Annotated in this window: 17 protein-coding genes and 1 other annotated feature; of the genes, 6 read left to right on the top strand and 11 right to left on the bottom strand. The window is 57.3% G+C overall.

The genetic code is table 11. The annotated features are described in order from the left end of the window. Positions 1 to 187 precede the first annotated feature (187 nt). The 3 genes from fabV to ACFFSY_RS28395 all read left to right on the top strand — a co-directional run bounded on the left by fabV (position 188) and on the right by ACFFSY_RS28395 (position 3,590). The gene (gene fabV, locus ACFFSY_RS28385) at positions 188 to 1,378 is read left to right on the top strand and encodes an enoyl-ACP reductase FabV (protein WP_377500544.1); all 1,191 of its coding nucleotides are present in this window, start codon (positions 188 to 190) and stop codon (positions 1,376 to 1,378) included. 300 nt (positions 1,379 to 1,678) lie between these two features. Then, on the top strand, positions 1,679 to 3,073 hold the full coding sequence (locus ACFFSY_RS28390) for a hypothetical protein (protein WP_377500546.1): 1,395 nt from the start codon (positions 1,679 to 1,681) through the stop codon (positions 3,071 to 3,073). A 40-nt stretch (positions 3,074 to 3,113) separates the two neighbouring features. Next, entirely contained in the window at positions 3,114 to 3,590 is a 477-nt protein-coding gene (locus ACFFSY_RS28395; protein WP_377500549.1) for a hypothetical protein, read from the top strand. 149 nt (positions 3,591 to 3,739) lie between these two features. Here ACFFSY_RS28395 and ACFFSY_RS28400 read toward each other — a convergent pair whose 3' ends face one another. The 6 genes from ACFFSY_RS28400 to ACFFSY_RS28425 all read right to left on the bottom strand — a co-directional run bounded on the left by ACFFSY_RS28400 (position 3,740) and on the right by ACFFSY_RS28425 (position 12,106). Next, a complete protein-coding gene (locus tag ACFFSY_RS28400) occupies positions 3,740 to 5,332 on the bottom strand; it encodes an extracellular solute-binding protein (protein ID WP_377500551.1) in 1,593 nt (530 codons plus the stop codon). Between the two features lie 71 nt (positions 5,333 to 5,403). Continuing rightward, positions 5,404 to 6,291: a carbohydrate ABC transporter permease gene (locus tag ACFFSY_RS28405; RefSeq protein WP_377500553.1), complete on the bottom strand. Its 888-nt coding sequence runs from the start codon at positions 6,289 to 6,291 to the stop codon at positions 5,404 to 5,406. Positions 6,292 to 6,306: 15 nt separating this feature from the next. After that, positions 6,307 to 7,227, bottom strand: coding sequence for an ABC transporter permease (locus tag ACFFSY_RS28410; RefSeq protein WP_377500556.1), 921 nt, complete (start codon positions 7,225 to 7,227; stop codon positions 6,307 to 6,309). A 1,089-nt stretch (positions 7,228 to 8,316) separates the two neighbouring features. Continuing rightward, positions 8,317 to 10,602 (bottom strand): AraC family transcriptional regulator, encoded by a 2,286-nt coding sequence (locus ACFFSY_RS28415; RefSeq protein WP_377500558.1) that lies wholly within the window; start codon positions 10,600 to 10,602, stop codon positions 8,317 to 8,319. Further along, positions 10,599 to 11,624, bottom strand: a complete 1,026-nt coding sequence (locus ACFFSY_RS28420; RefSeq protein WP_377500560.1) for a LacI family DNA-binding transcriptional regulator — start codon at positions 11,622 to 11,624, stop codon at positions 10,599 to 10,601. The genes ACFFSY_RS28415 and ACFFSY_RS28420 overlap by 4 nt, the downstream gene beginning before the upstream one ends. Positions 11,625 to 11,947: 323 nt before the next feature. Continuing rightward, complete coding sequence (locus ACFFSY_RS28425; RefSeq protein WP_377500562.1) at positions 11,948 to 12,106, bottom strand: hypothetical protein; 159 nt, start codon at positions 12,104 to 12,106, stop codon at positions 11,948 to 11,950. Between the two features lie 151 nt (positions 12,107 to 12,257). On the opposite strand from ACFFSY_RS28425, the gene ACFFSY_RS28430 reads away from it, so the two are divergent. Further along, the gene (locus ACFFSY_RS28430) at positions 12,258 to 13,934 is read left to right on the top strand and encodes a ribonuclease J (protein WP_377500564.1); all 1,677 of its coding nucleotides are present in this window, start codon (positions 12,258 to 12,260) and stop codon (positions 13,932 to 13,934) included. A 264-nt stretch (positions 13,935 to 14,198) separates the two neighbouring features. On the opposite strand, the gene ACFFSY_RS28435 is transcribed toward ACFFSY_RS28430, so the two are convergent. Continuing rightward, positions 14,199 to 17,486, bottom strand: coding sequence for a DEAD/DEAH box helicase (locus tag ACFFSY_RS28435; RefSeq protein ID WP_377500566.1), 3,288 nt, complete (start codon positions 17,484 to 17,486; stop codon positions 14,199 to 14,201). A gap of 345 nt (positions 17,487 to 17,831) precedes the next feature. Here ACFFSY_RS28435 and ACFFSY_RS28440 point away from each other — a divergent pair, with 345 nt between their 5' ends. Further along, entirely contained in the window at positions 17,832 to 18,287 is a 456-nt protein-coding gene (locus ACFFSY_RS28440; RefSeq protein WP_377500568.1) for a DUF6376 family protein, read from the top strand. 274 nt (positions 18,288 to 18,561) lie between these two features. On the opposite strand, the gene ACFFSY_RS28445 is transcribed toward ACFFSY_RS28440, so the two are convergent. The 3 genes from ACFFSY_RS28445 to tyrS form a co-directional block, all read right to left on the bottom strand. Continuing rightward, positions 18,562 to 18,882, bottom strand: coding sequence for a DUF6572 domain-containing protein (locus ACFFSY_RS28445; protein WP_377500570.1), 321 nt, complete (start codon positions 18,880 to 18,882; stop codon positions 18,562 to 18,564). 11 nt (positions 18,883 to 18,893) lie between these two features. Beyond that, positions 18,894 to 19,154, bottom strand: a complete 261-nt coding sequence (locus ACFFSY_RS28450) for a DUF2164 domain-containing protein (RefSeq protein ID WP_377500572.1) — start codon at positions 19,152 to 19,154, stop codon at positions 18,894 to 18,896. A gap of 136 nt (positions 19,155 to 19,290) precedes the next feature. Then, positions 19,291 to 20,577: a tyrosine--tRNA ligase gene (gene tyrS / locus ACFFSY_RS28455; RefSeq protein WP_377500574.1), complete on the bottom strand. Its 1,287-nt coding sequence runs from the start codon at positions 20,575 to 20,577 to the stop codon at positions 19,291 to 19,293. Positions 20,578 to 20,632: 55 nt separating this feature from the next. Continuing rightward, positions 20,633 to 20,863 (bottom strand) — a binding site (T-box leader). 463 nt (positions 20,864 to 21,326) lie between these two features. Here tyrS and ACFFSY_RS28460 point away from each other — a divergent pair. After that, positions 21,327 to 22,457, top strand: a complete 1,131-nt coding sequence (locus tag ACFFSY_RS28460) for an NADH:flavin oxidoreductase (RefSeq protein WP_377500576.1) — start codon at positions 21,327 to 21,329, stop codon at positions 22,455 to 22,457. 112 nt (positions 22,458 to 22,569) lie between these two features. Here ACFFSY_RS28460 and ACFFSY_RS28465 read toward each other — a convergent pair whose 3' ends face one another. Next, complete coding sequence (locus ACFFSY_RS28465; protein ID WP_377500578.1) at positions 22,570 to 23,055, bottom strand: VOC family protein; 486 nt, start codon at positions 23,053 to 23,055, stop codon at positions 22,570 to 22,572. Between the last annotated feature and the right edge of the window lie 99 nt (positions 23,056 to 23,154).

Raw genomic sequence — 23,154 nt, forward strand, 5'->3', positions numbered from 1 at the left:
TTTTTTAAAAAACGGGGGTATCCCAAGGTCATCTTTTGATGACTTTTGGGACACCCCCTTTGCATTGCGTCCTCGCCCACTGCGATTGGAAAGGCTTCCATTGCCAAGTGCGAATCGGTACAATAACGATAGAACCCATCATCTTGGCACCCCGCTTCCACTCCTGTATAGAAGGGATTGTTCCAATTTGATCATCCAACCGAAAACACGCGGTTTCATTTGCACGACCGCGCATCCGGAGGGCTGCGCAAGCCAAGTTCGCCGCCAAATCGATTATGTCCAAGCTCAGCCCGCGATCGAAGGCCCGCGCAGCGTGCTTGTCATTGGCGCGTCGACCGGTTATGGACTAGCCTCCCGCATCGTCGCCTCGTTCGCGGCCGGGGCGGATACGATCGGCGTTTATTTCGACAAAGCCGCCGAAGGCGCCCGCACCGCATCGGCCGGCTGGTATAATTCCGCGGCGTTCGAGCAGGCAGCCGCCGAGGCCGGGCGCCGATCGTTCAGCATCGTGGGCGACGCTTTCTCGGACGAGATCAAGACCAAGACGATCGAGCTGATCCGGGCCGAGCTGGGCAAAGTAGACCTCGTCGTCTACAGCGTCGCTTCCCCGCGCCGGACGCATCCGAAGACGGGCGAGACGTTCAGCTCGGTCATTAAGCCGATCGGCGACACGTATACGAACAAGACGGTCAACTTCCACACCGGCGATGTCTCCTTCGCGACGATCGAACCGGCGACGGACGACGAGATCCGCCAGACGATCGCGGTGATGGGCGGCGAAGATTGGCAGCTGTGGATCGACGCCCTGCAGGAAGCCGATGTGCTGGCCGAAGGCGCGACGACCGTCGCCTACTCCTATATCGGGCCGGAGATCACGCATGCCGTCTACCGCGAAGGAACGATCGGGCGCGCGAAGGACGATCTGGAATCCACTGCGATCCGCTTGAACGATCAGCTTGCCGCATCGGGCGGACGCGCCTTCGTCTCGGTCAACAAGGCGCTCGTCACGCAATCCAGCTCGGCGATCCCGGTCGTGCCGCTCTACATCTCGGCGCTCTATAAAGTGATGAAGGAACAAGGGAATCACGAAGGGTGCATCGAGCAAATGTACCGGTTGTTCGCCGAGCGGCTGTATGGCGCGATGCCCGCTGCCGTGGACGAGAAAGGGCGCATTCGCGTAGATGATTGGGAAATGCGCGAAGACATTCAAGCCGAAGTCGCGCGTCTATGGACGGCGCTGACGACAGAGAATGTGTACGAGTTATCCGACCTGGAGGGCTACCGGCGCGAGTTTTTCCAGCTGTTCGGTTTCGAGACGGACGGCGTCGATTATGAGGCAGACGTCAATGCTGATGTCGCCATTCCGAATTTGCGCTAGCCTTTCGCGCAACGTTTATCGCCTTCCTTCCCGTACAAGCAGCGCGATTCCTTTTATTCCGGTACGTTATTCGTCGAGGAAGATGGCCCTCCGTTTCGTCGGTTGGCATGGGATAGCCAAGAAGATGAGGTCAGCCAGAAATTTCTGGCTGGCTTTTTTTCATCCAACTGAGCGCGCCTTGCGTCATCACATCATATAACTCTTATGGGATTATATTACTCGATTGACGGATTATTGCTATATCGTGATAATAGTAGACGAGTCTACTAGACATGGTTGGATACCAATGGAGGCGAATTAATGATGAACAAGTCGTTTCGAAGATTGGCCGCGGGTGTATTGCTTTGCAGTATCGTCCAGACCAGCGTGACGGTAAGCGCGGAACAACCCGAGATCCAGGTTGTGAATGAGGCCGTAAGTTTGAACTCGGCTGTTGCTTTGAGCAAAAAAGATATCCTGAAGATTGCGCGCTATCACATCCAAAATTACATGAAAGACGATATCCAGACGAGGGGCAAATCGATCCGGGTGTCATCCGATTTCTTGGAGTTGTATGATTTAGCCGGAAATGTATTCGCTTACATGATCCCTCTGATGGAAGGCGGCAAGGAGATCGGATTTATGACCGTTGGGGCGATCGCCGACGGATACGACGTCTATTCCATTCGAATCGAAGACAATGCGGTAGAAGCCTTTCGCGCGCAGCGGGACAAGGAGTTGGCGGCAGGCGCTGCCGATGCCCGCGTGATTTTCCTTCCGCCGTATAAGTATTTCGTAGAATCAACCAATGGCGATGGCCAAAAATATGCGGATGTTACATCCCCATCGGCAGCTGCTGCCGATGTTACGGCTCTCATAACGAACAACAAATCAGCCATTCAAGCGAACTATCGATCCATTCGCAGCAGCGAGAATCAGCAGCATTTGCAAAAAATTATGAAAACGGCCGACCCTCTCCAAGCGGTTCCGTCTGAAGACTTGCTTTCGCCATCTGCTTCGGCTGCCCTGGACACGAGCGCGGCTGCCGCCGCCACCGTAACCAAAGAGGACGTCAGTCTTTCCTCGGAGCGTAATTTCTCGCAATTCGTACCGATTGAATACCCTAAAGGCAGCGGCGTCTACAGCTACGGCGGAGACCAAGGCTGGTATGCGAAGAGCTCTGAGCAGTCCAACGGCTGCGGTCCGGTCGCGGCAGCCAATATCACCAATTATATGGCAAAGGTGACAAACGCGACGAAGTATGGCAAACTGTACACGGGCAGCACGCTATCACATGCCGATTTCTTAGCACATATGAATACGATGTACAGCCGAATCAATCCCGGCAAGCTTGGCGAGCTATCGATCTGGGATTTCGCCGACGATGTCGAGACTTATGCGAAAGACAAAGGCGTTACCCTCAAACGCGTCACAAGCAGTGCCTCCTTCACCTTAGACAACACTGCTACTTATATTAAGGCGGGTCTGAATAGCAACGTCCCCGTCGGGACGCTCAACTTGTCGAAGTTCTCCGACTATGAATTCGAGTGGCATTGGATGACCATCACCAAGTATTACCGGGATGTGAATGACAATCGCTGGATTGCGGTTTCGACATGGGGCCGCAGAGAAAGCATCAATTACCGTACGCACTTCGATGCGATGAAAGCATTTGAAGGTATTATTGGTTCGCCGGGACTTATTTATTTTTCATAACCTGCATCTCCATTGGCGGCAGGCGTGAGGAGGGATTGATATGCGGCTTACGGCAATCATCTTGCTTTGCTGCACGCTGCTTGCGGCTGCGGGATGTACGGCAAGCCAGGCCGTCCGCACCGACGAAGTGAAGGCATTCGAACAGCAGATTCAAGATGCCTATCCATCGATCGAGGCGATATCCGTCAAGTTCACGGATACGACATTGGTGTTCCACTATCTGCTAAAGGGCCAAGATGACGAGCAAGCACGCATCTTCCAGGATAGCCGGACCTTCTTTCTTAGCAGCGAGGTACAGCAGAAGCTTGTCAAGGAGCGGTTTGTGAAGGAGCACGCCGAACGTAACTTCTCGTATCCCGACGTCGAAATCTCCTTCTCGCTTACTGACAACAATACGACCGATTTCAAATACACGGCGAGCTATTATCGCTCTAGCACCGACCCTTCGCTTCTGGATGAATACAAGACGTGGTATTATGTCGACCGCGACGGGAAGACCGTTCAAGTGGATTCCTAGCAGCCACTTATCAAATTTGAAGATGGCAGACCCCTCACGCAAGCAGGAGAAGAATTCATGTTCGATGGATTCGTTCCCTGTTGATCGGAGGGGTTTTTCCATGTCAAAAATCCCGACTGCCAACGCAGCCGGGATGAGCGCCTACTCCATTATTGAATGCCCTTCTCGTCGAAATACTTGTTCGCTTCCGTCTTTACGTACTCGAGCACCTTCTCGATGCCCGCAGCCTTCAGCTTGTCGCGGTACGTCTTGAGCGATGCGTCGACGTTGCTCGTCAGACCGAGCATGAGAGGCTTGCCGTACTGCTCGAACACTTGGTTGACTGCGGCGAGTTCCGCTTTGACCGGCTCGTAGTCCATGTAGATCGGGCCGAAGATATCCGGCTTGCTAATGGGCTTGAACTCTTCCTTCAGCTTGTCGAGGCCGGCCCAACCGCCTTTCTCCGCCTTCATGTTCGGCTCGTAGCGCCAGCCCCAGCTTGCGATATCGTAGCGCGGCGTTTTGTTCAAGTCGACGCCCGGCGCCGGGATGACGATCGTCTTGTCGTTCTCGCCTTTCGCCCAATGCGTGCCTTCGATGCCGTATGTCAGCAGGTTGAAATACGCCGGATCGTTGCGGAGCTTATCAAGCACCATGAGCGAGCGCTCCGGATTCTTCGAGCTCTTCGGAATCGCCATGCCGTTGGCGATCGGCAGCGTCGGGATGACATAGTTGTGGAAACGCGTGAACGGGAAGTAGCCGATCTCCATCTTCAGCTGCTTGGCCGTAATCTCGTTGATGAAGCCGCCCGCGCTGGACGGATTGCGCCAGTAGTACGCGCCTTGGCCGGTCTTGATGAAGTCCCCGGCTTCCTGCTTGGAGGACAGGGCGTTCTTGTTCCAGTAGCCTTTGTCCGCCCACGTCTTCATCTTCTTCACCCATTCTTCGAACTGTGCCGTGAACGGGATGACTTGGATATCGCGCGGAGTGTTATACGACGTCGCGCCGATGACGTCCGAGCCGATCGGCTGGAAGTCGTACCACGTGCGGAACAACCGCTGCACGTTCTCGTACGCCGCGCCATTGATCGGCGTCACCTTCTTCTGCGTCTTCACCGCGTCGAGATAGGCTTCGATCGAATTCACATCCGTAAACTCCGGCAAATTCAGCTCTTTGCGCCAGTCTTCGCGATAGACGAAGCCGTCCGGCGTATACTCCGCGTTCGTGTTCGGCACCGCGAAGATGCCGCCGCCGACCGTGACGGACTCCCAATCCTGCTTCGGCACGTTGCCCCACGTCGTGGGCGCGTACTGCGGCAGCATATCCTTCAGATCAAGGAATGCGCCTTGCTTGGCGAGTTTGTAATAATCCGCCCAACTAGAGGCGAAGATCATGTCCACCTTCTCGCCGGAGGTAAGGAGCAGATTGTATTTCGTCTGCCAGTCGTTCCATGTCGTGAAGTTCAGCTTGATCGTCGTGTTCAGATCCTTAGACAGCATTTTGTTGAACTCGGCGACGACTTTATCCTGATCCTTGTGCGCATCCCCGAGCAGATACCACGTCAGCTCGACCTTATCGAGCTTCTTCTCTCCGTCTGCCGCTGCCTCGCCGCTTACAGCCGCTCCTTTATTCGTCGCAGCCCCGTCGTTCGACGGTGCCGGCGTATTGCCGCCGTTATTGTTATTGCCGCCGCATGCGGCCAGCAAGCTCGTCAGCATCGTCAGTACGACTAGGAGCGATGCCCGTTTTTGTTTCATGCCCATCTCTTGACGCCTCCCTATTCTTCTATAACTCATAAAATGAAGTCCTTGCTTGCCTCTTGCTTGCCTCTTGCTTACCCTTTGACCGCGCCGATCGTGAGCCCTTTCACGAAATACCGCTGCACGAACGGATAGAGCAGTATGATCGGCCCCGTCGCGACGACCGCCACCGCCATCTTGAGCGTCTCGGTCGGCGGCACGATGTTCGCGGCGAGATAAGCGCCGTTATCGGTCTGCAGCACCGCCGCGCTGGATAGGATTTTGTACAGCAGAAATTGCAGCGGATATTTGCCGTCATCGGTAATGAACACGTTCGCGTTGAACCAATCATTCCAGTAGCCAAGCGCGAGGAACAGGCCGATCGTGGCGAGACCCGGCGTGGACAGCGGCAGAATCAGCTGGCGGTAGATGCGGAAATCGCCTGCCCCGTCGATCTTGGCCGACTCGATGATCGAATCGGGGATCGACTTCATGAAATTCTTCATCAAGATGATATTCCACGCGCTGATGAGCGGCGGCAGAATCATTGCCCAATAACTGTCCTTCAGCCCGAGATACTTCGTCATCATGATATACCACGGGATGAGACCGCCGCTGAACAGCGTCGTGAAGTAGATGAAGAACGAGAGCGAATTGCGGTAGGCGAAATCTCGGCGCGAGAGCACGTACCCCGCCATCGACGTCAGCAGCAAGCCGAGCGCCGACCCGACGGCCGTGACGCCGATCGTCACGCCGTAAGCGCGTATAATTTGCTCCGGCGTCTGGAAGACGGATTTGTACGCCTCGAACGAGACCGTATGCGGGAACAGCTTGAAGCCGTCCGAGACGATCTCCAGCTCATCCGTGAACGATCCGGCGACGATCAGCCAGAACGGGATGAGGCACAGCAGCGAAATGACGATGAGCAGCGCGTAGCCGACAAGGTTGAACACCCGCGTGGCCGGTTCGGCTTTCATCTGCATGGAGCGTTCCCCCTTCTAGAACAACGCGTAGTCTTCGCGCGTTTTCTTAATGATGTAATTGACCGACATGATGAGCATGAAGCCGAAGAACGATTGATACAAGCCGGCCGCGGTGCCCATCCCGATATCGAAGTTGACGGTAAGCGAGCGGAACACGTACGTGTCGATGATGTCCGTCGCGTCGTAGAGCATGCCGTTGCTGCCGATAATTTGGTAGAACAGGTCGAACTGTCCCTTCAGAATGCCGCCGAGACTGAACAGGATGAGCAGAATGAACGTAGGCTTGAGCAGCGGCAGCGTAATATGCCGGATCTGCTGGAAAATGTTCGCCCCGTCGATTCTCGCCGCCTCGTACAGCTCGTCGGAAATGCTCATGATCGCCGCTAAATAGATGACAGTGCCGTAGCCGAGCCCTTTCCATACGCTGAAGAAGACGATGATGTACTTCCACGGCGCGGTCTGAATGTAGAAATCGTACGGCTGCATCCCCAGCTGCTTCAGCACCGTGTTGACGACGCCGAGGTCGGAGAACAAATTGAAGACGAACGCGCCGACCAGCACCCACGATAGGAAGTATGGCAGGAACATGACGGACTGCGCCGTTTTCTTGAACAGCTTGCCGGGCAGCTGCGAGAGGAAGATCGCGCAGACCAGCTGCATGACGTTGCCGATAATAAGGAACGCCAGATTGTAGAGCACCGTGTTTTTGGTCAAATTCCACAGCAGACCGGATTCGAACAGAAATCTGAAATTCTCGAATCCGATGAACTCGCTGCCGAACAAGCCCCCCTCGAAATCAAACTTCGTGAACGCGTAGTAGATGCCGACCATCGGGACATAGCTGAAGACGATGAAAAAGATCAGCGTCGGCGCGATCATAAGAAACAACGTTTTATTGCGGTTTAGTTCGCGCATCAGGCCATGTTTGCCGGTCATGTCGATGTGGCCCTCCTTCTTGTGCAAAATTAGGACGAGCGCTCGGCTCGGCGAATCCGCCTCTTGCTCCGAGCTCCGTTGCCGTCCCGCTATGCCCATATTAGAGAGCGGACCACCTGGCTACAACTGACTATCCGCGATCTCGTTCACTTTTGGCGCGAAATGGCGGCTATCCTTTTGCGAACAGGGTCACTTATTTCCTCCCCCCTCCTGTGGACTCCCTCCCCCTTCCCCCTCCGCCGAGGGGAACCATAGGACTTCGCCCTCTGGACTCCCTCTTCGTGCAGCCACAATTGTTCGCGGTCGGCGGGTCGGCTTGAGCGGGGCACGCTTTTGTCCTCGCGGACAAAGCTTCAGTCAATCGCTTCCTCCCCCTTCCCCCTCCGCCGAGGGAACCATAGGGCTTCGCCCTCTGGACTCCCCTTTTTCGTTATGACTCGTTTGTTCGCGGTTGGCGGGTTGCTTCGATTGGGCATGCTCTTGTCCTGGCGGACAATGCTTCAGTCAATCGCTTCCTCCCCCTTCCCCCTCCGCCGAGGGAACCATAGGGCTTCGCCCTCTGGACTCCCCTTTTTCGTTATGACTCGTTTGTTCGCGGTTGGCGGGTTGCTTCGATTGGGCATGCTCTTGTCCTGGCGGACAATGCTTCAGTCGATTTACTCCTCCGCTTGGAGGGGAACCAGAGGGTTAGCACCCTCTGTACTCGCTAATAAGCGTGACTTGGTACGCGGCCTCTTCGATGTGTCCTGACATACGCAGCCCGCTTGTCCTTCGGACAGGCTGTTGTTCGAGCTTCATTCGCAACGTTTAGCCTTGGGTAGTTTCATGTTCGTCAGAGCAGATGGCCGGCTGCGTGCTGACCTTCGCTTTCGTCCGCTTGCGCGGACACGCTTTACTTTATCTACAGGGATTTAACCACCAACTTTTCCCTATATAAAGAAAATCCTTGCCGCGTCGGCAAGGACTGATCGGAACGTAGGAGGAGGCATCTGACGCGCTGGTCATCCGGATGAGGATGGCGTCCATCATTGGCGACGAAGCATGCGTACTGATGCTGGCGGATGCCTGCCGATGCCTGCGATTATTCGGCTACGCGAGAATCGCGTCTTCGCCCTCCTCCTGCCGCTGTCTGCTGTTCTTCCGGTATTCCGCCGGGGTAACGCCGTTATATTTCTTGAACGCCTTGTAGAAGTACGGGTTGTTCGCGAAGCCTGCCCGCTCGGCGATCTCGCCGACGGGATCGTTCGTCTCCGCGAGCAGCGCTCTGACCCGGTTCATCCGCACTTCGCTAATGTAGCCCAGAATCGTCTGGTACGTATGCTGCTTGAATATGCGGCCCAGATACGTGGCCGACAAGCCCAGCTCCTCCGACAGCATGTCGAGCGACAAATTCGGGTCGGCATAGCGGGATTCGATGAGTGCCTTGATCCGGTCCGGCAGATCGTCGTGTCGACTGCGCTTACGTTCGTCCAGCCGCTGGCCGACAGCCGCGAACAGCGTCATATAGCTCGTCTTAAGTTCCTCCAGCGATTGTACCTTGTAGTTCGTGTACAGATGCAGAGACGGCACGGCTAGCTCCCCGTCCGCCGCATGATGCTGATTCATAGCCCGAAGCGTGTTCTGCAGGGCGAACGACAGTCTCGTGACGGCCAGCTGGAAGGACATGTAGGAATAATTCGCGGCCTCGTCGAAGATCTCCGCGAACAGCTGCTTCACCTGCGTCATTCGGCCGAGCATCAGCTCCTCCAGCAGCTGCTTCTCTTTGCCTGTCGGATAGTCGTATGTCCTCGCCTTCTTCGCTTCAACGTCAGCTGTGTATATTACAGCCCCGTTCCCCTCGAAGAGCCTGTAGTAAGAAGCCTCCAAGGCGCTTTCATACAACGCGTTGACGGCGTTGATGCCATCGCCGTTCCCGCTGACGGACAGCGTGACGGAGAGCTTCAAATAGCCGAGTACGGAAGATTGGATGGTAGCCCAAATATCGGATAAACGATCATTATCCATGCTGCCCGGATGCTGCGCTTGAATAAGACAGGCCGCATGGTCTTCGCCCATATCCACCGCTACGGCGGCAAGTCCGGACGCGTGCATTATTTCCTGCGCAATATTTTGCATGCCGAAGCGAATAAGCCTGCGATCCTGCGCGGTGTACTGCTCCGAGAACGTGCCGTAATCGTCGATCGCAAGCATGACGACGCGGAACGCTTCCTGCGGATCGAGCGGAATCCCGTACCTTTCGAAGTTCCGCTTCACGCGCAGCGCATCCGTATCTCCGCCGTCCTTCAGCAGGCTCTTCAGCCAGTCAGATCGCCGGGCTGCGAGCGCCTCCCTATTCTCCGCCTCCAGCTTACCCAGGCGACTCAGCTTATGGCTGAGTCCGGCGTATAGACGCCGCGAGACCAAATACGAGAGCGCAAGACCGGCCAGCAAGATGGAACCCGCGATGACGATCGTCTTGTTGCGCATGTCCATAATCTGCGCGGTGATCTGGCTGTAAGGGACGATACGGATATAACGCCAGCCCAAATAATCCGGCTCCGTATAACTGACGAGCGACTTGACACCGTCGACCTGCTCGGCAAAATAGCCCGTGCCTTCGGGCGCCTCCAGCACGCGGCTAATATAGGATGCCTGACGCATATCCGACAGCATCGGGTATTTCCAGCTGCTAGAGACAAGTCGCCCAGCGGCGTCGATGACGAACGAATTGGTCGCGTCATTCGTAAGCGAGCCATCAATCAGCTTGTGCAGCTGCGTCTCTTTGATATTGACGACGACGACGTTCTTCCGCCCGCTGCGAGTAAGCGTATCGTACAGCAGGAACGTATATGTATCTCGTTCCTTCTCTGCGATATTACCGGCGAGTCCTTCGATCTTCAGCTTCCGCGGTATCGGCATTAGCGTCTCGAAATCGTTCAGACGGGATACCATCTCCGCCATCTCCTGATCGTAGAACTCGGATTCGGCGAACACGGATGGCACCGACATGTCCGAGCTGACATAGAACGTGCGGGCTTTCGCGTTGTACACATAGATCGAGTCGATGAACGGCGACGTCTCGCGGTAATTGTTCAGCTGCTTGACCGCCGTGCTCACATCGATAGCGTCGGCATTGGGGAAGTTGAGCAAATTGGCGACGTGCGGATCGCTGTAAATTTGCTTGGCGAACGTCGCCGCGGTCACCGACATGACAGACGCTTCCTGCGTCGTCTGCTCTAGGCGCTCCATCGTGCCGTCATAGGCTTGCTTCAGGGAGATTCGCTCGAAATGGACGTACAGAATGATCGACAACACCGCGATCGTCACGACGATGGACACCGTCATCGCCAAGAAGAATTGACCGTAATAACGGTTATCCGCACCTCTACGCTTCATCCTTGCCCCTCCTCTGTCCTCCCGAGCGATGAGCCTTTGACGACCAATATCGAGTCAATCTTGAAAATGCGACGGCCTGCTTGTTCGTTGGCGTTCATTTGGTCGATCAATTTGCCGGCCAGCAGCACGCCCATCGTCTGCAAAGGCTGCTCCACCGAACTGATCTGCGGCCTGACGTAGTTCGTCAGCCGGCTGTTGTCCACGCCGACGATGGCCATGCGATCCGGAATCGGAATGTTCAGCTCGCCGCATGCTTTGTGCACCCCGAGCGCCATCTCGTCATTCGCCGCGAATACGGCCGTCAAGCCAGTGTTGCGCTCCCACAGCCGCATGAACGCCGCATAACCGCCCTCCTCCGTAAAATCGCCATTGTCGACGAGCTCCGGCATGAACGGCAGCCTCGCCTCCTGGAGCCCTTTCATGTAGCCTTCCAGCCGTTCGTAGTTGTCGATCGCGGTCGCGAAGCCGCTCAGGAAAGCAATACGAGTGTGCCCCTGCCCGATCAGATGGGTCATCACCTGACGCGTCAGCTTCACGTTATCCGTGAGCGCGCACGGAATGGCGTCATGGCCTGTGTCCCGTCCGATGACACCAAGCGTGTAGCCGTTATCAGCATAAGTCGCCAGCTCCGCGTCGGTCTGGCTCGGCGTGACCAGAATGAGCGCGTCGACAGTCCGGCTGACGAGCAGCGTCATGAACTCTCGTTCCTTCTCCGGCTTATTCTGTGCGTCGCATATGATGATTTTATAATGAAGGGGGTTGGCCGTGTTCTCGATGCCTTTAATGATCTCGACGCAATAGGTGATGCTGATGTCCGGCACGACGACGGCGATCGTCATCGTCTTCTGGGAGCGAAGCTGTTTGCCAATCGCGTTGGGCGTATAGTGCATGGAACGGACCACCTCCATCACTTTCTCCTGGGTGGAAGCGTTTACTAATGTGCTGCCATTCAAAACGCGCGAGACCGTCGCAACCGAGACGCCGGCCTGACGCGCCACGTCCATAATCGTAGGTTCTTTCATGTGGAAGATCGCTCCATTCTTGGGATACCTACATACATTATAGATCCCTCTGTAATCGTTTACAATCATTTTTGGAATGAATGGCGGATTATTCGCGCAAATTGACTGTAATCGATTTCAGTATTAGTCGATAAACGAAGAATCATACGGTATAGCGCAGAAACGAAGCGAGGAATGAGGTTAGCGCTGCGGTGGATTGACGCTTCGGACGGACGGGTAAAGCGTAAGAAACGAACCGCATACACCCGAACGGACTTGCGAACAGGCAGAAAAGACAGGTACGACGCTTCTCATCCTCCTGCCTTCTCTAACCATGTAATGCTTCAAAAACTCGGATTAGCCGTTTCGACGTACGTATCGTCCGGCACTTGATCCTCGGCATCGGCATCGCTAACGAAAAACCCGGTGCGCTCATGGGCGCTTACATCTTCATACTGCGTGTTCGGATCACCGTCGGTCTCGATTTCTTTTCTATGCGGCATCGTCTCTTCCTCCTTTCGCGTCAACTGGCGTTCAACCCAAATTAAGGTGCGCCGAGGAAGAATTTGTTATGCGCGCATTTCCATTTTATAAATTGACTGGAAAACGTGCATCCTTAATCTTATAAGAATTTTATGATCGGAGGCGCCATCCATGCAACCATCGAACGAACCTACCTTGTCGATCTTCGCTCTAGGCGGTGTTCAAGAAATCGGCAAGAACATGTACGTGATCCAATACGGCAAAGATATCATTGTCGTCGACTCCGGCTCCAAATTCCCGGACGAGAGCCTACTCGGCATCGATCTGATCGTCCCGGACATTACGTATCTGCTCGACAACCGGGATTATATTCGCGGCTTGATCGTCACCCATGGCCATGAAGACCATATTGGCGGCATTCCCTATATCCTGAAGCAGCTGAATATGCCGATCTATGCGTCCCGGTTGACACTTGGCCTTATTGAAGGGAAGCTGCGAGAGCATGGTCTGCTCGGCAGCACGAAGCGGATCCCGGTCGACTCCAAGTCGAGCGTGAAGCTGGGCCAGATCATCGTGTCGTTCTTCAAGACGAATCACAGCATACCCGATTGCCTCGGCGTCGTCTTCGATACGCCAGAGGGCCGCGTCGTCCACACCGGCGACTTCAAGTTCGACTTAACGCCGGTTAACCAACAGTATGCGGATATGCATAAGATGGCCGAGATTGGCCAAAGCGGCGTGCTGGCTCTGCTCTCCGAGAGCACGAATGCGGAACGTCCTGGCTTCACCCCTTCCGAGCGGCTGGTCGGCGAGTCGATCGAGGCAGCGTTCTTCAAGGCGCGGCAGAAAGTATTCATCGCCACCTTCGCCTCGAACGTGCACCGGCTGCAGCAGGTGATCGACGCGACCCACAAGACGAACCGGCGGCTCGTACTGCTCGGCCGGAGCATGATCAACGTCGTGACGATCGCCGCCGAGCTCGGCTATTTGAACGTGCCGGACGGCATTCTCATCGAACCCGGCGATACACATCGCTACGCGCCGCACCAGATCGCGGTGCTCTGCACGGGCAGTCAAGGCGAGCCAATGGCCGCCCTGTCCCGCCTAGCCCGCTCGGATTACCGGCAGCTGTCGGTCGAAGCCGGCGATACAGTCATTCTGTCGGCGACGCCGATCCCGGGCAACGAGCGGAACGTCTCTCGCATCGTCGATCATCTGTACCAGCTCGGCGCCAAAGTCATCTACGGCTCGGGCTCCGTCACCGGCATGCACGTCTCCGGCCATGCCAGCCAGGAAGAGTTGAAGCTGATGCTCACCTTGATGAAACCGCGTTATTTCATTCCGATCCACGGCGAATATCGGATGCTCTATCTGCACGGGCAGCTCGCAGAGCAAGTCGGCGTGGAACCGGCGAATATTTTCCTTGTGGGCAATGGCGACGTCGTGGAATTCTCGGCCGGCTCGGCGCGCAAGGCGGGCAAAGTACCGGCCGGCAGCACGCTCGTCGACGGCCTTGGCATTGGCGATGTCGGCAATATCGTCCTGCGCGACCGGAAGCTGCTGTCCGAGGACGGCCTGCTCATCGTCGTCGTCACGCTGAGCAAGCATGATGGTTCGGTGCTCTCGGGCCCTGATCTCATCTCGCGCGGGTTCGTCTATGTCCGGGAATCCGAAGGGCTGCTGGAGGAAGCCGGGCGGATCGCCGTCTCGACGCTGAATCAGATGAAGACCGAGCACGCCGGCCAATGGAGCGCGATGAAGACGGGAATTAAGGACGCAATCGGCAAGTTCCTCTACGCGCAGACGAAGCGGCGGCCGATGATTCTGCCGATTATTATGGAAGTGTGAGCGAGAGCGCTTGACTGGTTAAAGTTGAGAAGGACCTTCCAGCCCTCAGGGCTGCAAGGTCCTTCTCTTTGTTGCGCATGGCGCCTTTCGGAACCGGTGCGCTCGTTCACCTATCGAAATGCGGTCTATCTTGACACCTAACGTTCGCTTCGACTTAGGCGTCGGTTAATCATGACGCGGGATGCTTGCATCGGTTCGGGCGTTAGTTTACCCTGACGCGATACGCTTCCTTCGGCTCCGGCGCCTCTCGCTTATGGCCGCGCCTTACGCTTCCATCTCCCGCTCCTCCGCGCCGATCGCAAGTATCTCGCGAATGTCCGCTTCGCTTAGCGAGGAGAGCTGTTCCTCGCCCGGCTGAATGATCGTGTCGATCAAGGTGCGTTTACGCTGTTGGAGGTCGTACATCTTGTCCTCCACGGTGCCGTGGGAGACGAGCCGGATGACCTGCACGATCTTCGTCTGGCCGATCCGGTGCGCCCGGTCCATCGCCTGCTGCTCGACCGCGGGATTCCACCAAAGATCGTACAGCACGACGGTGTCGGCTCCGGTCAGATTGAGCCCCGTGCCGCCGGCTTTGAGCGAAGCGAGGAACACGTCCCGCTCGCCGTCGTTGAATCGGTTGCACAGCTCCACGCGTTCGGATGCCTTCGTGCTCCCATCCAGGTAAAAATACGGAATGCCTTCCTTCACCAGGTCCTTGGCGATCAGCCCGAGCATCTCGGTGAACTGCGAGAAAATGAGCATCCGCTTGCCCGTGCTGCGGCACTCGTCCACGATCGCGAGCAGCTGCTCGAACTTCGCCGAGCTGCCCGCATACCCTTCGACGAACAATGACGGGTGACAGCAAATTTGGCGCAGCCGTGTAATTCCGGCCAAGATCTTGATCCGGTGCTGCTGGAAGCCGCGGTCGTCGTCGAGATGCTTCGCCGTCTCCGCCCTCAGCTTGGCAAGATAGGAGACGTACAGCTTCTTCTGCTCCGGCAGCAGCTGCGAAGCTTGCAGGGACTCGATCTTCTCCGGCAGCTCCTTCAGCACGTCCGTCTTGAGGCGGCGCAGCAGGAACGGCCTTGCGCGGCGCGCGACGCTCTCCCGCGTCAGATCGGCGAATGCCTTGCGGGTTGGGAACAAGTCCGGGAAGACGGCGCCGAATACCGACCACAGCTCCTCCACCGCGTTCTCGAGCGGCGTCCCCGTCAGCGCGAACCGGTGCTTCGCCTGCAGCGCCTTGACCGCTTGCGCCGTCTGCGTCGCGAAGTTCTTCACGAACTGAGCTTCGTCCAGAATAATCGTATGGAAGGCGGTTCCGGCGTACATCGCGACGTCTCTGCGGATGAGCGGATACGAGGTAATGACGGCATCGACATGGCCTAGGCTGCTTAGCTTGCCGGAGCGCTCCTGACGCGTGCCATCCGCGATGACCGCCCGAATGTCCGGCGCGAACTTCTTCAGCTCGCTCAGCCAGTTATACATAAGCGACGCCGGCGCGATGATGAGAGCAGGCTGCCCATGTTCTCGTATCTCCGGCAGCATGGAGAGCAGGAACGCGATGCTCTGGATTGTTTTGCCCAGTCCCATATCATCCGCCAGTATGCCGCCGAACCGGTAATGCGCCAACGTTCGCATCCATTGAAAACCGTACTTCTGGTAATCTCGCAGCACCGGCTCAAGACTTGTCGGCAGCTCGAACTCCAAGTGATCCGGGTTGCGAACATGCGCCAGCAGCTGGCGGAACGCCTTGCCGAGCGTGACCGAGCGGCCGTATTCCCCGTTATCCGCGATATGGAGCGCCCGCGCGACGGGCACGCGGATCTGCGCGCGGGTCAATTCGGTCGCACTAATCCCCATCTCGTTCATGAAGCGGAGAATGTCCTCGTACTCCTTGCCCTCGAGCGGCATAAGCGCCCCGTCCGGGAGACGATGGTAGCGACGCCGCTCCACCACTGCCTTCAGGACGCTGCGGATCTCGCCATCGGAGATACCCGTCAGCTCGAACTTGAATTCCAGCCAGTCGGTCCGCTCGTCGACCTCGGCCCGAATGCCCGGCGGCGCGTTCGGGACGAACACGCGCGTCTTGACCGCCGCCGTCGCGTATACCCGCAGCAGCTTCTCGAGCTTCGGCACGACGTGGTGAAGAAATTCGTATTCGGCTTCCTCTTCATGCATGAAATAGCCGAGCTCCGTCTTCACGAAGCCGCTTTGATCCATGAGATCGAGGATTTGATTCTCCTTGTCGCCGTCGCGAAGCAAGATCCGCTGCTGCTCGCCTGGATGTTCGGCAAGACCAGCCAGCGGGTTGAACACGATGTCCCCATAGACGAACTCGAGCTCCGCCAGCAGCCGGTCGCGAATCCGGTCGAGGTACAGCTTGGCGACGAGCGGCGTCTGCACGATCCGCTCCGTGACGCTGCGCGCGACATGAACGTGTCCGATCTTCATGAGACCGGGCACGACTTTCTCCATGAATGGCTCGATGTGCGCGGGCGCAATCGCGACCTGACGTCTTCGCGAAGCGTCCAGCATATTCTTCAGCTCGGCCAGCTGCTTGCAGGCTTCAAGCGGAAGCTTGTGCATCTTCCCTTCGCACAGCACCATGCCGTAATCGGCGAGCACCGTAACCTCGTCAAGTCCATGGGCCTCTAGCACGAAGCCCGCATCCTCTTGCTCGGCGAATTCGAAGCGGATCGGCGGTTGATCGCCGCTAACCTGGAGCCCTGCGGAGAACTCGCCCTCCCGGTCGATAACGACGGACTCGCAATGTGCCAGCAGCGGCAGCACGATCTCCCAGTCGGCCGGCGGGATGAGCACCATCCGGCCCGGCTGCTTGCTACGTTGTTTGGCGGAGGCGGCCGCCGCTTGGGTCTGCTCCCGATACAGCGCCTCATTCGCGATGATCCGCCGAAGCTCCGTCAGCACCGCGTCATCCTCGAGCTTGAACCGGTGCCGCGCGGGATCGTAGGCAAAGCTCTTCGCGAAAGGCTGCACCGCCCGCAGCGCGATTGCATCCAGGAATAAGCCGATATCCGGCACGACGTACAGCCGCTTGCCCGTCCCCACCTTCAGCTCCAGTCCGATGCGGTAATTGCGGTATCCGGACGAGAAAACAACGCAGGTGAACTCCGCTTCGACCGCCTCTCGCGTATCCCGCACGACGAGCGCGGTCCCGCTGGTCGCGCGCGGCTTGTGCCGGAACAGCTCCAGTATGCCGCTCGTCAGCTGCGCATCGCCCGCCGTCCCGCCCTTGACGCGCAGCGCTTCGGCCGGGATGTCCGGCTCGTCCAGCAGATGAAGCATCATCGCGGCGGTGTGCTCGCAATATTTGTCATCCGGATCGAAGTCCGGACAGCTGCACGAGGCCGCGATATCGCCCCGCCGGTCGAGCGCGATGCTGACGATCCAGTCCTTGTGCGTGCGTACGTTCGCTTCGCACAGCGGCTCGTCCGGGTCGTAACGCAGCACGGTCACCCCGCCCGCCCGCTGGATCGCTTCGCCCTCCTCGAACGCGAACCGGCCGCACAACAGCCTGACGTCGTCATCCGTATATTCAAAAGCCATGGCCAACGTTCCTTTCCCTCTCCGCATAAAAAACGATCATTTGTTCCTATCATACCAGATATCGCGCATGGGCGGAAAGGCGGTGGCAGGATGTGCCATAACGGCTTGCCGCTGACGAGTCTTTGCCATTTTCCGTGACTCTCCGATCCGATGCTGTTGGCCGCTCCCGGTATCACCTTGATCAAAACCACGTTCTACTCCGTCAGCCTATTGGTCATCGCAAGTGTTTTGCCTCATCCGCTTTACCGCTGCCTGTTCGCCCGTCTGCCGAAAAAACGGAAACCTTGCCGCACCCAGCGGAGTAGTAAGGGGTAAAGGCAAAAAACGATTGGAGGCCACTCACCCATGAACATGAAACGACCTCTACTCCTGCTGCTCCTCGTCCTTAGCGTCATCTTCACGGCCGGCTGCTCGGTGCTCGATACCGTGAACAGCTCCCTGGATTATGTCAATGAGGCGACGTCCTATGTCAATAACGCGACCGATTTCGCGAACAACCTGCCGACGCTGGCCGAGCAGGCGCTTCTCGATCCGGCAGCCCGCGACAGCTTGCAGCAGTCGTTCGAGACGATGAAGAACGAGATTATCCAGTTCAACGACCTGACCGCTCCCGGCTTCGCCGAGGACGTTCACCAGACGCTCGTCGGCTACAACGAGACGCTGCTGCAACAGGTCAACACGTATTTGGAGCAGATCAAGACGAATGTCATTGACCTCGAGGCGCTCCAGCAAGCGCCGATTATTCAGACGCTCGGCAACATCACCGATACGCTTGGACAGCTTAGTCAGCTGGGGCAGTAAATGCGAAAAACCTTCATTCCACCGCAAGGCGGGATGAAGGTTTTTGGTTTATTCTAAATCTCCTTGAAGATAAACGTACGCCGCGCTGTACCTACGTCGTTGTCCAGGTTTACCGAACTTGTTCTCGATGACGTCTAACGACCCTTGCTTGTTACCGAGATATAGATAGGAAGCCGCGACGTAGAGAAACCAGCGTTCCGTCTGGTCGGGGCGAGGATCCCCGCATTCATATCCCTTCACTATTCCTGCATATCCGTCCTTCAAGTCTTGAATTTTATCCAACCTTATAGTCAAAGCCAATCCCGAAAGTGAGCAATATTTCTTGTGCTCTGATGAAGAAAGGGACGCAGCTCTCTGGGAATGGATGCAGGAACCGAACCACGATATCAAACTCACGCCCAACTGCATGCTCATAAACGGAATAAATTTCTCCATTCTCTATAACAGCGAGATAGTTGTTAATCTTCGCCTGAAGCAGCTGTAGGTGAGTTAACTCCTCCTGCCAATCGAGTGAATCGATGATTACCATCTCAACTCTGTTATTTTGGAGATTGACTGCAACTACATCGAGAACATTGCTTTTCTCTAACGTCATGGCACACGCCCCTAACGTCTCCGCGCATCCGTCATCGGCTTCTCGATCGCATACAGCTCTTCTTCGAGCGAAGCCACCTTGTCGCGGATAACCGCTCTGGCGTCGCCGAGCGCTTGGTTATAGATGAAGGGTGACAGCTCCTTCAGCATAAAGTCAACGAGGTTCTCGGCAGCCAGTTGGCCGATCTCCTTGTCGAATTCGTCATAGACGTAAGACTGGACCTTCTCGGCCAAAACCAGCTTCTGCTCCATTGGCATTTTGAGCGGCTTCATAAGAGTTCCTCCCCATAGGTTTTTTGACGGTGAAAAAAACGGCGTGCCAAATTGAGATTCAATTCGCACGCCATGTCTGGATGTCCGCCGACGTCCGCTTGCTCCAGTCAGCATATCGGACGCCGGTCGTTAATCGCTATTCGAATTTCGCCAGGTAGTAATTCTTCTTGCCGCGCTTGATGACCGCGTATTTGCCGTGCAGCTTGTGCGCATCGCCGATCTGCGCGTCGATGCTCGTCAGCTTCTCGCCGTTGACGGACACCGCGCCGCTCTCGATATCCTGCTTCGCTTGGCGGCGGGACGGAGCCGCGCCGCTCTCGATGAGCAGGTCGATGAGACCGCGGTCTTCGCCGCCGCTAATGACGGTCGTCGGCATGTCGGACAGCGCTTCGACGAGCTCGGACTCGCTCAGCTTCGTCACATCGCCGGAGAAGAGCGCCTGCGTAATTTTCTCCGCGCTCTCCACCGCCTCTTCGCCGTGTACAATGCGCGTCACTTCGCGGGCCAGCTCGCGCTGCGCTCCGCGCTTCTCTGGATGAGCCGCAAGCTCGGCTTCGAGCGCTTCGATCTGCTCGCGCGTGAGGAACGTGAAGTACTTCAGGAACTTGATGACGTCGCTGTCGTCGGTGTTGATCCAGAACTGGTAGAACTGGTACGCGCTCGTCTTGCTCCGATCGAGCCAGATCGCGCCGGACTCGGACTTGCCGAACTTCTTGCCATCGCTCTTCGTGACGAGCGGCATCGTCAGACCGAACGCGTCGCCGCCGCCCATTTTGCCGATAAGATCCAGACCTGCCGTAATGTTGCCCCATTGGTCGCTGCCGCCGAGCTGCAGCGAGCAGTTCTGCTCCTGGTGCAGCTTGTGGAAGTCGTACGCTTGCAGAATCATGTAGCTGAATTCGGTGAAGGAGATGCCATTCGCCAGACGCGAGTCAACCGAATCCTTCGCCAGCATGTAGTTGACGGTGAAGTTCTTGCCCACGTCACGCAGGAATGTGATGACGTCGAGAGGTGCAATCCAGTCGTAGTTGCTGACCAGCTTCGCCGCATTGTCCTTATTCTCGAAATCAAGGAAACGCGACAGCTGCTTCTTCAGGCTGTCCGTCCAGCTCGCTACCGTATCGGCCGTGTTCAAGGAACGCTCGGAAGAACGTCCGCTTGGATCGCCGATCAGACCGGTGCCGCCGCCGACCAGCGCGAGCGAGATGTGGCCTGCCAGCTGGAAGCGGCGAAGGGTCAGAATCGGCAGCAGACTGCCGATGTGCAGGCTGTCCGCCGTCGGGTCGAAGCCGCAGTACAGCGTGACGCGCTCGCTCTTCAGCTTCTTATCCAGGTTCTCGCGGTCCGTCACTTGGTACACCAATCCACGGTATTCCAAATCCTCCAATAGATCTTGGCTTGTTACATTCGTTGTTGTTGTCATGTGAACCCCTCCATCTGCATCGTCATTAAAACAAAAAAGACCCGTCTCTGTCATCGACAGGGACGAGTCATCGCGGTACCACCCTAATTGAACACGCGCCGAACTGCGCTTGTTCCACTCATGCCGGTTAACGGTCGGCGGCCGCCATGTCCTTCTGCCTGCAGGTCAGTTTCGGATCATGGAGCTCCAGGATGTAATTCACGTTCACGCGCGTACCGGCTTGCACCCCCGCCGGCTCTCTGGCATCGCGTTCGTTCACGCTACTGGTTCCCTTCCAAGCTTCATATTCAAGCTGACACAACTTTACCGAATTCGAGCCCCTTCTGTCAATAGCGGCCAGTTAAAATGCGGCAAAGCGACGATAGCTGCCGCCATTTCGTTTTTTTGCCGGACTCCCCGTAACTATCGCCTGAGGAGGCAGAACAGAATAATGCGGAAGGCTCATCGACGTCAGCTCCGCGGCGCTCGGCACGTGCTGCCAAAGGCTCCGCACAGTCACGAAGGCTCCGCCGCCCACTCCGCAAGCTGATCTGGCGTCATCGTCGCCAACCCGTAACCGCCAGTCGGAATTGGCCTCACCCTCGTCACGCTGTAAAATTGGACGGCAGTCCTTAGGTCTTCTGGCTCATTTTCTCGACACTGAACCGTAGTTACTTCATTTTCGTAAGCAGATGTGAGAAGATGAGCGAAGCAACATAAAGGCTATGCTATCCAATTCCATCTGTTCCCAATGCGAGGAGGAATCAATCATGTCGCTTCAAGAAAACGCCAAACAAGATGTGTCCACAGCCGCCCTGTTCGAGCCGTTCGAATCGGCCGGGTTCAAGCTCGCCAACCGTGTCGTCATGGCGCCGATGACACGCGGGTTCTCGCCGAACGGCGTTCCCGGCCAAGACGTCGCGGACTATTACCGCCGGCGCGCCGAGAACGGCGTCGGCCTGATCGTGACGGAAGGCACGCTCATCAACCATCCGGCAGCGGGCGCCAGCCCGAATTGGCCGAGCTTCCATGGCGAAGAGGCGCTCCAAGGGTGGGCGAACGTCGTGAAGGCGGTGCATGAGGCCGGCGGCCGCATCATCCCGCAGCTATGGCATGTCGGAATGGCGCGCAAGGTCGGCAGCGAGCCGAATCCGGAAGCGCCGCCGGTCGGTCCATCCGGCTTGGATCTCGAAGGCAACCCCGTGAACGAGCCGCTCTCGGAGGAGGAGATCGGCGCGCTGGTGGCCGCCTTCGCGCAAGCAGCCGCCGACGCGAAGCGCGTCGGCTTCGACGGCATCGAGCTGCACGGGGCGCACGGCTATCTGATCGACCAGTTCTTCTGGGAACGTACGAACCGCCGCACGGACCGCTACGGCGGGGATCTCGTCCAGCGCACGGCATTCGCAGCTGAGGTGATTCGCGCCTGCCGCGCGGCCGTCGGACCGGAGTTCCCGATCGTGCTGCGGTTCTCGCAATGGAAGAGCTCGGATTATACCGCCAAGCTCGCCGCAACGCCGGAGGAGCTTGAGCAATTCTTGACGCCGCTGGTCGAAGCGGGCGTCGATGTGTTCCACTGCTCGACCCGCCGGTTCTGGGAGCCGGAGTTCGAAGGCTCGGAGCTGAACCTCGCCGGCTGGACGAAGAAGCTGACGGGCAAGCCGGTCATCTCCGTCGGCTCCGTCGGTCTGGACGGCGACTTCATGGATTACTTCCGCAAAGGCGCGAGCTCGGAGGTTGAACGCATCGACGGCCTGCTCGATCGGCTTGAGGCCGGCGAGTTCGACCTGATCGCCGTCGGTCGTGCCCTGCTTGCCGACCCGGCCTGGGCGGCGAAGATTCGCGACGGGCGCAACGACGAGCTCGTTCCCTTCACGATGGAGGCGACGAAGACGCTGTATTAAAGCTAATTGCACGAGAAACAACACAACCCGCTGGGACGCGTCAAGCGCGGTACCCGGCGGGTTGTGTTGTTGGTGCATGCCCCAATCTCGGGCTTACGCCGAAAATAGACGCCTATTCTCCCGCTTCGCCGTCATACGCGCGCTGCAGCTGCGCCACGTCGAGCTTGCTCATGCCAAGCATTGCCTGCATGGCTCGCGCCGAACGAGCCGGGTCGCCGCCGTGGAGCAGCTCGCCCAGCCTGCGAGGAATGATCTGCCAGGAGACGCCGAATTTGTCCGTCAGCCAGCCGCAGCGGCTTGGCTCCCCGCCTCCCGCGAGCAGCTGCTCCCATAGACGATCGACCTCCTCCTGCGTCTCGCAATTGACGAAGAGAGAGATCGCCGGCGTGAACGTGTACATCGGTCCGCCGTTCAACGCCATGAACGTCTGGCCCTCCAGCTCGAAGGTAGCCGATATGAGCGATCCCGCCGGCCCTGGCCCATGCTCGCCGTAACGGCTCTCGCTTACGATTCGCCCTCCTTCGAAAATCGAAATATAGTGGCGGATCGCCTCTTCCGCATTGTCGTTATACCAAAGAAACGGGTTAATTTTTTGCATGCCGCCTAGCACCTCTCTCGCGATAGTTGCAAGCGCGCCTGATAGGGAGACTGCCCCGTAAAGGCAGTGCGCTCGCGGGCTGAACTATCCGTCCCGTAA

The sequence above is a fragment of the Paenibacillus aurantiacus genome (genome assembly GCF_042431225.1).
Classification (GTDB): Bacteria; Bacillota; Bacilli; order Paenibacillales; family Paenibacillaceae; genus Paenibacillus_Z; species Paenibacillus_Z aurantiacus.